Source organism: Amycolatopsis sp. NPDC104775 (genome assembly GCF_055583325.1).
Map to the genome: position 1 here is coordinate 973,802 of NZ_JBVJOE010000003.1, position 10,612 is coordinate 984,413.

The following is a 10,612-nucleotide window of genomic DNA, read 5'->3' on the forward strand; positions in this document are numbered from 1 at the left end:
CGAACTAGTTCCCGCTTGGCGGAGGGCGACCAAAGGCGAAACCCGGTGGCCCGCGGCGGCCGTCGTCATCGGGACACTCGCCCTGCAACTCGCGCTCCCCGACGAGATGGTCCTGCACCCGTGGTGGCTCCTGCCGTCGCTGACCGCGGTGCTGATCGTCGCGCTGCTGTTGCTGAACCCCGGCCGGCTCAGCGAGTTCAACCTCGTCGAACGCATGGTGGCGCTGGCCTCGCTCGCCGTCGTCAGCGTGCTCAACGGCGCGTCCGCGGTGCAGCTGGTGATCGGGATCGCACAGGGCACGCAACGCGGGCACGCGGTCCAAGTGCTGATCAGCGGCGTGGTGATCTACTGGACCAACATCGTCGTGTTTTCGCTCTGGTACTGGGAGTTCGACCGAGGCGGACCGGCGAGGCGCGCGGCGGGCCGGGCGGACTTCCCCGACCTGCAGTTCCCGCAGATGAGCGACCCGTCGATGGCCAAGGCGGAATGGGAACCGCGGTACCTCGACTACCTCTACACGTCGTTCACCAACGCCACCGCGTTCAGCCCGACCGACGTCATGCCGCTGCGGATCTGGGCGAAGATGACCATGATGGTGCAGGCCGGGATCTCGCTGCTGCTCGCGCTGATGGTGTTCGCCTGGGCGGTCAACGGCCTGCAAGGCTGAAACGCGCTGGCCTTCCCCGCGTCCGCCAGGTATATCTGCGGCCATGGAGCTTCCCGAACCGCCGTACTACGCGGTGATCTTCACGTCCCGCCGCACCGACGGCGACCGCGGCTACGCCGAGCGCGCCGCCGCGATGGGCGAACTCGCCGCGAAACAGCCGGGCTACCTCGGCATCAACTCCGTCCGCGACGAATCCGGGCTCGGCATCACCGTGTCGTACTGGCGGGACGAGGACTCCATCGCCGCGTGGCGCGCCAACCTGGAGCACAGCGAAACCCGCCGCCAAGGCCGCGCCGAGTGGTACACGGAATTCGACGTCCACGTCTCGCGGGTCGAACGCGCCTACCGCTTCGAGCGTCCGGGCGGGGAACCCTGATTCACTCAGAGCTCCCCGCACGACCCGCTACTGCCGGTTCATCGAGAAGCTTTGGCCGTCCGAACCGATCGGGCCGGGGACCCACGTCGCGCTGCCGCCGTCGTCCGCGTTGAGGCCCTGCGGGCTGGTGGCGGCGAGGTTCTTGCCGTCGAATTTGACCCCGTCGAACTTCACGCCGCCGCTGAGCGACGGGTACGAATCGGTCGGCGATTCGATGATCGCTTCCGCCGACGAGTGCTTCGCGTTCAGCGACTGCGTGGTCGTCTTCGTCCAGCCCTGGGTGTCGTTCTTCAAGTCGAGCCGGTAGCTGCTGTTGCTGCGCGTGACAGTCGCGGTGATGTGGTCGCCCGCCTTCACCGGGGCCTCGCTCGCCGAGTAGTACACCGGCGCGGCGGGGTACATTTCGTACCAGGCCTGGTATTGCGGGCTGCCGCTGGAGCAGTCGGTCGCGACGCCGGTTTGCTCCACAGTGGACGATCCGTCGCCGTCGATGCCCACCCACGGCGCGAACAGGTCGTTGCTGGAATTGCAGGTCGCCGACGGTTCGGTCCAGCCCGCGGTCGCGGTGGTGAAACTGCCGAAACTGACGTAACCGCCCCAGTTTCCGCCGGAGTAGTGGTTCCCGTGGAAATGCTTGCCGAACGTGACGGGCCCGGCTCCCGCGCCGGCCACGAGGGTCGCGGCCGCGAACGCGCCGACCGCCAGCAATCCGAGGGGACGCGGGAAAGATCGTGAACTCATGGGCATCCAATCTGGTCACGGGAGTGCCTGCGCGTACCAGTGTTGAATTCGGGATGCCGGAGTTGGTAGCTACTTTCGAAGGGTATTCACATCTCGGGAACTCTTCACCAAATGTCCCGATTCTCCTTTGTGTACACAGAAGTCCGTGCCCGCCCGCCAGGGGAGGCGGCGGGCCGGCACGGACTCCTTCCGAAGTGGACTACCGCGCCGTACGGGCGTGCGCGGCGTCCACGAACTGGGTGGTGTACGTCTTGGACAAATCGATCTTGTCCTTTTTGGGCTTCACGTTGCTGGACGACGCGCCCAGCACCTTCAGCACGTTCTGCGCACCGGACGGGTCCATCCGGCCGTCCTTGGTGAACATCGGCAGGCTGTCCTTGAGCGACTTGACGTACAACGCCTTGTTCCCGCCCGCGAACGACGGCGGCATCAGATCCGCCACCTCTTCCGCACTGTGCGTGGAAAGCCACTGCAGCGAATTCACATACGCGTTGGCGAGTTTCTGCACGACGTCCGGATAGCGTTTCACGATTTCGCAGCTCATGTACAGCGAACTCGCCGGGTAGAGCCCGCCCAGCGCCGCGCGGGTGCCTTCCGGCGTGCGCATGTCGTAGAGCACCTTGGCCTGTCCGGTATTGGTCAGCTGCGCGATCGTCGGGTCGGTCGTCATCCCCGCGTCGATCGAACCTTGTTGCATGGCGGAGATAAACGTCTGCCCGGCCCCGACCTTCACCGGCGTGTAGTCCTTGCTGCCGACTCCGCCGCGGCTGGCGAGCGCCTTGGTGAGGAAGTCCGTCGACGAGCCCAACGACGTGACGCCGAGGTTCTTGCCGCGGAAGTCTGCGCCGGACTTGATGTGCCCGGCTTTTCCGGTGGCGACCATTTCCGCTTCCCCGGGCACATTCGCGAACTGCACCACGCTGGTGATGCATTGGTCCTTGGCCTGCAGGTCGATCGTGTGGTCGTAGAACCCGACGACACCCTGCACTTCACCGGCCAGCAGCGAGGTTTCCGCGTTGGCCCCGGACGGCTGGTCGAACAGTTCGACGTCCAGTCCCTGCTTCTCGTACTCGCCCAGCTGTTTCGCGAGCTGACCGGGCAGATAGATCACTTTGGACAGTCCGCCAACCATGATCTTGATGTGCGGCCGTCCACCGTTGCCGAGGTTGATCTCCCGGGAATCCCGGCAGGCGCTCACCCCGGCCACGGTCACCAGCGCGGCCGCCGCGACCGCGAGTGTCCTCTTGAGACGCATATCAGATCCCCTGGCTCGCCTGGGCGGAAACCTGCGGACGCCAGCGCAGCAGCCTCGACTCCAAGGTGCTGATTCCCCATTCGGCCAGCAGTGCGACCACGGTGATGATCAGCATGCCCGCGTAAACCCCGGCGGTGTCGAAGGTGCCCTGCGCGTTGGCGATCAGGAAGCCCATGCCCGCCTTGGCGCCGGTGTACTCGCCGACGACCGCGCCGATCAACGCGAAACCGAAAGCCACGTGCAGCGACGAAAGAATCCACGACGTCGCGCTGGGCAGCACGATCGACTTCAACACCTGCCAACGGGTTGCGCCGAGGATGCGTGCGTTGTCGATCAGATTGCGGTCCACCTCGCGAGCACCGGTGAACGCGTTGAAGAACACCGCGAAGAACACCAGCACGACCACCGTCGCGACTTTCGAGGACATGCCGAGACCGAACCAGATCACGAACAACGCCGCGAGCACGATACGCGGCAAAGCGTTGGCTGCCTTGATGAACGGAGCCAGCACGTCCGAAAGGTACTGGCTGCGGCCGAGCACCACGCCCAGCAGCACGCCGAGCGCCGCGCCGATCACGAAACCGAGGACGGCTTCTTCGACCGTGACGAGGATCTGGTACCAGATGGAACCGAAATCAGTTCCGGTGACGAACCATTCGGTGAGCCGTTCCCAGATCTTCGACGGCATCGAATAGAAGAACGGGTCGATCCAGAACCGCCCGGCGATTTCCCAGCTGCCGAGCCAGACCACGACGATCGCCAGGCGCAGCAGCCAGATGTTGCGCCGGCGCGCGGCCGTGCGAGTCTTCTGCCTCGCGATAATGCTTGCCTCGTCCTCGATTCGCGGGTTCGGGTTGGACGGGCCGACAGTCAGATCAAGCGACACCGGTCGCTCCCTTCTGGCGGGCCTTGTCGACCTCGCCGCGCAGCGATTCCCAGATGTCGGAGTAGATCTTGCGGAATTCCTCGGTGAGCCGCAGGTCTTCCACCTTGCGCGGCCGCTCCAGCGGAACCTCGAAAACGTCCTTGACCGTCGCCGGGCTCGTGGTCAGCACGACCACCTTGTCCGCCAGCGCGATCGCCTCGTCGAGGTCGTGGGTCACGAAGATCACCGCGGCGCCGGTGCCGGACCACAACCGGAGCAGCTCGTCCTGCATCAACGCGCGGGTCTGGACGTCGAGCGCGGAGAACGGCTCGTCCATCAGCAGGATTTTCGGTTCCGTGACTAGCGTTTGCGCCAGTGCGACCCGCTTGCGCATACCGCCGGAAAGCTGGTGCGGATAGTACTTCTCGAACCCGGCCAGCCCGACGCGGGCGATCCAGTCCGACGCCTTCTTCCGTGCGTCCTCTTTGGACGCACCGCGGAAACGCGGCCCGGACGCGACGTTGTCCAGCACCGAACGCCACGGCATCACCGCGTCGGTCTGGAACATGTAGCCGACGCCGTCCGGAATCGACTTCACGTCGGAGCCGTGCACGACGACCCGCCCCGCCGACGGCGGCTGCAACCCGGAGACCAGGGACAACGTGGTGGATTTGCCGCACCCGGTCGGCCCGACCACGGCGACGAACTCCCCGGGTTCGACGGTCATGGTCAGCTCGCGGACAGCGGTGTGGACAGAACCTGATCCGCTCGGGAACCTTTTGGTGGCGCCGATCAGTTCGATGAGTGGGGCCATCGAGGTGACTCCTTCGTCACGGTGGGGACTCGCTCGACGCAGGTTAAGAGCGGGTTTCGCGGTGGAGAAGCTTGTCGACGTTCTGCGTGCGCTCTGCGCGTTCTCCACGTTTTGCTCGTTTAGCGCGCGGCGCTGAGCTGGGGGTATGTTCCCTGGCATGCCGAAGTGGGCGCTCTTTCCGCGGATGCGGTTCACCCGTCAGGTGCTGCTGTTGCAGATTGGCGTGGTGGTCCTCGTCGTGGGCCTCGGCGTCGCCTTGATCAGCTGGCTCCTGCGCACGACCCTGACCGAACAGTACGGCGAGCGCGCGCTGGCGATCGCGAAATCAGTGGCCACCGAGCCTGTCGTGATCGCCGGTGCGGCTTCCCGGAAACCCAGCCCAGACCTGCAGAAACGAGTCGAAGCGGAGACGCAGACCGACGACGCGCTCTTGTTCGTGGTCATCACCGACGATCACGGCATCCGGCTCGCCCACCCAACGCTGTCCGAGGTCGGCAAGAAGGTGAGCACGCCGTGGGAGGAAGTGATCGCGGGCAACGACGTGGTGAGCGAGTTCAACGCGGGCACCCTGGGACCGTCCGTCCGCAGCAAGACCCCGATCAAACAGGGCTCACGGGTCGTCGGCGAGGTGAGCGTCGGCTACCGCATCGGCGAACTGACCGGGGACTTCAACCGGCTGTTCATCCTGACAGTGGTCTTCGGCGGCGGTGCCCTCCTGATCGGCGCGGGTGCGTCCGCCCTGCTCAACCGCCGCCTGCGCCGGGTAACCCACGGCCTCGAACCCCACGAACTCACCGAGCTGCTGTACGAGCACGAAGCCGTCCTGCACGGCATCGGCGAGGGAGTACTGGCCGTCGACGCGGAACACCGGGTGACCGTCCGCAACGACGAAGCCGAACGCCTCCTCGGCACCCCGCTCCCGGTCGGCGCACCGCTGCGGGAACTGGACCTGTCGCCGCGGGTGCACAAGGCCGTCGCCGAAGGACGGCCGGTGGACAACCTCCTGGCCGTAGCCGGAAACCGGGTCCTGGTGATCAATTCCCGTGCCGTGCAACGGGATGAACGCGCGCTGGGCACCGTCCTGACTTTCCGCGACCGCACCGACCTCGACACTCTCACCCGCGAACTCGACGGCATCCGTTCGCTGTCCGACGGCCTGCGCGCGCAACGGCACGAGTTCGCGAACCGCCTGCACACCCTGTCCGGCCTGCTGCAACTCGGCCATCACGCGGAAGCCGAGGAATACCTGCAAACTCTCACCGAGACCACCGCCTCCCGGGCCGAACCGCTCGACGACCGGATCACCGACCCGTACCTGCAAGCCCTGCTGGTCGCGAAAACCGAGCAGGCACAGGAAAAAGGCATGGAACTGCGACTGGCCGACGACGCCTGGGTCCCGGCTTCGGTAACCGATCCGATCGCCGCGGGCACCGTAATCGGCAACCTGGTCGACAATGCCCTGCACGCCGCCCGCATGGGCCCGCGGCGCCCCGCGTGGGTCGAAGTCGGCCTGCTAGCCGATGGCTCTGCTTTGCATGTGTCCGTTGTAGACAGTGGACCAGGCATTGATCCTGCCCTACGAGCCAGGCTTTTCGACGAAGGAGTGTCCACAAAGCTCACTCCCGGTCACGGGCTCGGACTGGCCCTGGCCCGCCAAGCCGCCCGAGCCCGCGACGGCGACGTCTGGCTCGCCGACCCCGGCGGCGCGACGACCGGCGCGTTGTTCGTCGCCAAACTTCCCGGCCTGCTGGACCGACCCGAGGAGACCGACGCATGATCCGCACCCTGATCGTGGACGACGACTTCCGCGTCGCCGGTGTGCACGCGGGATTCGTGTCGGAGGTACCGGGATTCACCGTCGCCGGGGTCGCGCACACCGCCGCTGAAGCCCGCGCCCGCGTGCGGGAACTGGCCCCGGATTTGGTGCTGCTGGACGTCTACCTGCCAGACGAGCCCGGCCTTTCCGTCCTGCCGGACCTGAAAACGGACACCATCGTGCTGTCCGCCGCCACCGACGCGGCCTCGATCTCCGCCGCGATCCGCGCAGGTGCCTTGAACTACCTGATCAAGCCCTTCACGACGCGGCAATTGTCCGAACGGCTCACCTCGTACGCCCGGTACCGCGGCCTGGTCACCACCGAACGCCCACTGTCCCAAGACGACGTCGACCGGGCCTTCCGCGCCCTGCACGACCAGGACCGCGCGGCGACGCCGAAGGGCCAGTCAAGCGCGACGGCTCGCCTGGTGTCGGAACGTTTACGCAGTTCGCCGACGCCGCTGTCAGCCGCCGAAGTAGCCCGCGAACTCGGCATGGCCCGCGCGACGGCGCAGCGTTATCTCACCGCGCTGGCGGAATCCGGAGCAGTGGAAATGCGGCTTCGCTACGGCGCGACCGGACGGCCGGAACACGAGTACGGCTGGATCGGCTGATCCCAGGCCAAGTCGCTAGCTGCCAAAGAAGCCCGACCCGGTCGAACGACGCCGGAATCGCCGAATATCCGGCAAATCGCGGTCAGTGCTCGCCAGCCGAGAGACAAGCCTCGCCCGGCAACCCCGTCCTGGACCCCGCCAGAGTTCCGGCGAACCGCGATCAACACCTGCCAGCGCACCCCTTGGCGAACCGCGAACACCCCGCTGCCAGCAAAACAACCCGCCCTCGGCGAACCGCGATCAGCGCCCGCCAGCAACCAACTCGCCCCGGCGAACCGCGAACAACCCGTCGCCAGAAAAACAACCCACCCCAGGCGAACCGCAATCAGCCCGCCGCCAGAAAACCAGCTCGCCCCCGGCGAACGCGATCAACCCGCCGTCCGCAACCCGCCCCTTGGCGAACCGCGATCAGCGCCCGCCAGCCATCCGCTGCGCCGCGTCCAGCCAGGGCTTCCAGTCGAGGAGCTGGCCGATCCCCGACCGTGCCGGAGCCTTGCTCGGAGTGGACGTCTCAAGGTCCGCGCGCGGTTCGGCCTGTTCCGCGGCCGCCGTCTCGCGCGGGGCGGTCGAGCGGACCGGAGCGTGCCGCCGCGCCGGGGTTTGGCGCGAGGGCACCGGGACGTACACCGTGACCGGCGGCGCGGTCGGCGTCGCCTGCGGCTTGCTCGTCGGCGGGACCGGGATCTGCTGTTCCGCGATCGGGGTGTGCTGTTCGGCCTGCACGACGGCGTCGTCCGCGGGCTGGCCGGGAAGCACGCCGGTGAAGAATCCTCCGGCGAGCCAGCCGAGTCCGACCAGGATCACCGCCAGTCCGGCTCCGACCCACACCCGGGCTCGCCGCCTCGACGCGACCGCGCGCGGGCGTTCCTCGGCGGGCGCGCATCCGGCGATCACCGGGATCTGCTGGGTCGATTCGCAGCTCGTCTCCGGAGCGGCCTCGTCCTGCGGACGCGGTTCGCGCGGCAGGCTCGCGGCGATGATGCCGGTGCGATCGACCAGTTCCCCGGAGGCGCGGTCAGCGGGCGCGGGCAAACGGCGCTCGGCAAGGCGCAGCATCGAGGGCTACCTCCGGGGTGCGGACACACGAGTGGACTGGCAGCATTCTGCGGCATTTCCGAGCGATTCGGTGAAAATGCAACTCTATCGAGTGATCAAGAATGCGGACAGTTATCCGTTGCCCTGGACGCGTTTGAGCCCTTGGCGCGCCAAAACCGCGAGCGGACGCTGGTAGGCCGAACCGAGCACGCGCGGGATCGCGTCGATCACGTAGGCATCCGGTCCGATGAGGATCCGAGCGGACCGCCTGCGCACGCCGCGCAGGATGGTCTCGGCCGCTTTCTTCGGTGTGGTAAGGGCGATTTTGTCGAATCCGGCCGCCGCTTTGGCTTGGTCGCCGCCCGTCCCGCCGCGCGCGTTGCGGGCGATGTTGGTCTTGATCCCGCCCGGATGCACACAGCTGACGCCCACCGGATGCCGCGCCGCGAGCATTTCTTCGCGCAGCGACTCGGTGAATCCGCGAACGGCGAACTTCGCCGCGTTGTACGCACTCTGCGTAGGCACTCCGACGAATCCGAACACGCTGGAGATATTGACGACGTAGCCGTCTCCGGAGGCGATGAGGTGCGGCAAAAATGCCTTCGTGCCGTTCACGACCCCGCCGAGGTTGACGCCGAGCAGCCAGTCGAAATCCTCGAACGTCATGTCCTCGACGGTCGCGCCCAGCGCCACGCCAGCGTTGTTGACGACGAGATTGACCCGGCCGTGCTCCCGCACGACGTCCTCGGCGTGAGCCAGGACCGCGGCCCGGTCGGCGACGTCGAGCGAATGCCCCCGCACTTCGGCTCCGCGCTCGCGGGCTTCGCGCACGGTGCCCTCGAGCCCCTCGGCGTCGACATCGGACAGTTCGAGGAGCGCGCCGTGCACCGCGAGTTCGAGCGCCAGCGCCCGGCCGATGCCCGAGCCCGCTCCAGTGACCACTGCGACTTTGTTCGAGAAGTCCTTCATCGTCTCCCCACCCTGGTCTCACGGCTTCCTCTGATACTAGTGACGAGGACCAGTACAGGAGGTGGCATGCGGCGCACGGTGATCGGGCTGTTCGCACTGATGAGTGCGAGCGGGACCATCGTGGCGTGCGCTGAGCACGCAGCGGAACCAGCGGTCGCGACGTCGACCCCGGCGAAGCCGATCCAAGCGTCCGTCGGCGCGCTGTTCGTCGACGGCTCGCATTACTGCACCGCGAGCGTCGTGCACAGCCCGCGCGGAAACGAACTGCTCACCGCCGCACACTGCATCCACGACGGCGAAGGCGGCGGCTACCTGGCCAATGTCAGTTTCGCCCCAGGCTTCCACGACGGCGTCGCCCCGTACGGATACTGGCAGGTCGGCGACGAACTGGTCGCGCAAGGCTGGATAGATTCGTCCGATCCCAACCTGGATGTCGGCTTCGCAACCGCCCGCCAAGACGGTTCGCCCGAACCCCTCGAAGCAGTAACCGGAGCAAACCAACTGAGCACGAACGGCCCCTTCGCGCGCCCGGTGACGGTGGCCGGCTACCCCGACGGCGTCGACGAGGTCGCTACCTGCGAAACCCACACCCAACAGCAAGACGAACACCAAATGCGCCTCGAATGCCCCGGCTTCGCCACCGGCACCAGCGGCAGCCCACTGGTCGCGGACCCGTCACCAGACACGAAGACCGGCACGGTAGTCGGCGTGATCGGCGGCTACGAAGCAGGCGGATACACCGACGACATCTCGTACTCGAGCTACTTCGACGACCAGATCGCCGATCTGTACAACCGAGCGACAGCGACCCCGTGACATGATGCGCCCCATGAGCACGCGCGACGTCCCGATCACCGGTGAACCGATCCGGCTAGGCCAATTCCTGAAACTGGCCGACCTCGCGGACAACGGCTCGCACGCGAAAGACCTGATCGACGCCGAAGAGGTCACCGTGAACGGCGAAATCGAAACCCGCCGAGGCCGCCAACTGGCAAACGGCGACATCGTCGCAGTCGGCGGCGAACAGGCCCGCGTCTCCCTTTCGCACTGACTCCCCCGCGCCACGTCCGTGAGGGCCACCCTCACAGCCCCTGATTCCCCCAGGTTCCCCCTTCACGACCCTCCGCGCGCCGTGAAGGGCTCCTTCACGTACCCACATTCCCTCAAGGCCCCCACCGCAGCCTTCGCCACGCGCCCCAATGTGGCGTTCGGTGAGTCAAACGCACCCAATGCCGCATTGGGGGCACAACCCGACACCCGCGCCCCCACCCCAGCCAAGCACCCAAGCCCCGCGCCCCACCCCCAAAACCGCAGCCCACCCACCCAACCCACCCAACGCACCCACACTCCCCCGCACCCCGATACGAAGCCAAAAATGCGTTCGGCGGGTGCTTGTCAAGGCATCTTCCTCGCCTGTGCAAGAACGCACCACAAACCATCACACTCCACCCTAAGGTGCC

Annotated in this window: 12 protein-coding genes; 6 read left to right on the forward strand and 6 right to left on the reverse strand. The window is 66.8% G+C overall.

Translation table 11 applies throughout. The features are described 5' to 3' along the window. Positions 1 to 106: 106 nt before the first annotated feature. Positions 107 to 667, forward strand: coding sequence for a hypothetical protein (locus ACZ63D_RS18705; protein ID WP_465355582.1), 561 nt, complete (start codon positions 107 to 109; stop codon positions 665 to 667). Between the two features lie 43 nt (positions 668 to 710). Continuing rightward, the gene (locus ACZ63D_RS18710) at positions 711 to 1,043 is read left to right on the forward strand and encodes an antibiotic biosynthesis monooxygenase family protein (RefSeq protein ID WP_465355536.1); all 333 of its coding nucleotides are present in this window, start codon (positions 711 to 713) and stop codon (positions 1,041 to 1,043) included. A gap of 27 nt (positions 1,044 to 1,070) precedes the next feature. Here ACZ63D_RS18710 and ACZ63D_RS18715 read toward each other — a convergent pair whose 3' ends face one another. The 4 genes from ACZ63D_RS18715 to ACZ63D_RS18730 all read right to left on the reverse strand — a co-directional run bounded on the left by ACZ63D_RS18715 (position 1,071) and on the right by ACZ63D_RS18730 (position 4,718). Then, positions 1,071 to 1,784: a G1 family glutamic endopeptidase gene (locus tag ACZ63D_RS18715; protein WP_465355537.1), complete on the reverse strand. Its 714-nt coding sequence runs from the start codon at positions 1,782 to 1,784 to the stop codon at positions 1,071 to 1,073. A 199-nt stretch (positions 1,785 to 1,983) separates the two neighbouring features. Next, positions 1,984 to 3,039, reverse strand: coding sequence for an ABC transporter substrate-binding protein (locus ACZ63D_RS18720; protein ID WP_465355538.1), 1,056 nt, complete (start codon positions 3,037 to 3,039; stop codon positions 1,984 to 1,986). Between the two features lies 1 nt (position 3,040). Then, positions 3,041 to 3,880, reverse strand: coding sequence for an ABC transporter permease (locus ACZ63D_RS18725; RefSeq protein ID WP_465355583.1), 840 nt, complete (start codon positions 3,878 to 3,880; stop codon positions 3,041 to 3,043). 34 nt (positions 3,881 to 3,914) lie between these two features. Next, complete coding sequence (locus ACZ63D_RS18730; protein WP_465355539.1) at positions 3,915 to 4,718, reverse strand: ABC transporter ATP-binding protein; 804 nt, start codon at positions 4,716 to 4,718, stop codon at positions 3,915 to 3,917. 184 nt (positions 4,719 to 4,902) lie between these two features. Here ACZ63D_RS18730 and ACZ63D_RS18735 point away from each other — a divergent pair, with 184 nt between their 5' ends. Both ACZ63D_RS18735 and ACZ63D_RS18740 read left to right on the forward strand, forming a co-directional pair. Further along, complete coding sequence (locus ACZ63D_RS18735) at positions 4,903 to 6,495, forward strand: sensor histidine kinase (RefSeq protein ID WP_465355584.1); 1,593 nt, start codon at positions 4,903 to 4,905, stop codon at positions 6,493 to 6,495. Beyond that, complete coding sequence (locus ACZ63D_RS18740) at positions 6,492 to 7,148, forward strand: response regulator (RefSeq protein ID WP_465355540.1); 657 nt, start codon at positions 6,492 to 6,494, stop codon at positions 7,146 to 7,148. Before ACZ63D_RS18735 ends, ACZ63D_RS18740 begins: the two co-directional genes overlap by 4 nt. A gap of 408 nt (positions 7,149 to 7,556) precedes the next feature. Here the strand turns inward: ACZ63D_RS18740 and ACZ63D_RS18745 are convergent, their stop codons facing one another. Together ACZ63D_RS18745 and ACZ63D_RS18750 are read right to left on the reverse strand one after the other, a co-directional pair. Next, entirely contained in the window at positions 7,557 to 8,204 is a 648-nt protein-coding gene (locus ACZ63D_RS18745) for a hypothetical protein (RefSeq protein ID WP_465355541.1), read from the reverse strand. Positions 8,205 to 8,315: 111 nt separating this feature from the next. Beyond that, the gene (locus ACZ63D_RS18750) at positions 8,316 to 9,152 is read right to left on the reverse strand and encodes an SDR family NAD(P)-dependent oxidoreductase (RefSeq protein WP_465355542.1); all 837 of its coding nucleotides are present in this window, start codon (positions 9,150 to 9,152) and stop codon (positions 8,316 to 8,318) included. A gap of 66 nt (positions 9,153 to 9,218) precedes the next feature. Here ACZ63D_RS18750 and ACZ63D_RS18755 point away from each other — a divergent pair, with 66 nt between their 5' ends. Further along, entirely contained in the window at positions 9,219 to 9,968 is a 750-nt protein-coding gene (locus tag ACZ63D_RS18755) for a trypsin-like serine peptidase (protein ID WP_465355543.1), read from the forward strand. A gap of 13 nt (positions 9,969 to 9,981) precedes the next feature. Further along, on the forward strand, positions 9,982 to 10,203 hold the full coding sequence (locus tag ACZ63D_RS18760; RefSeq protein ID WP_465355544.1) for an RNA-binding S4 domain-containing protein: 222 nt from the start codon (positions 9,982 to 9,984) through the stop codon (positions 10,201 to 10,203). The last annotated feature ends 409 nt before the right edge of the window (positions 10,204 to 10,612 follow it).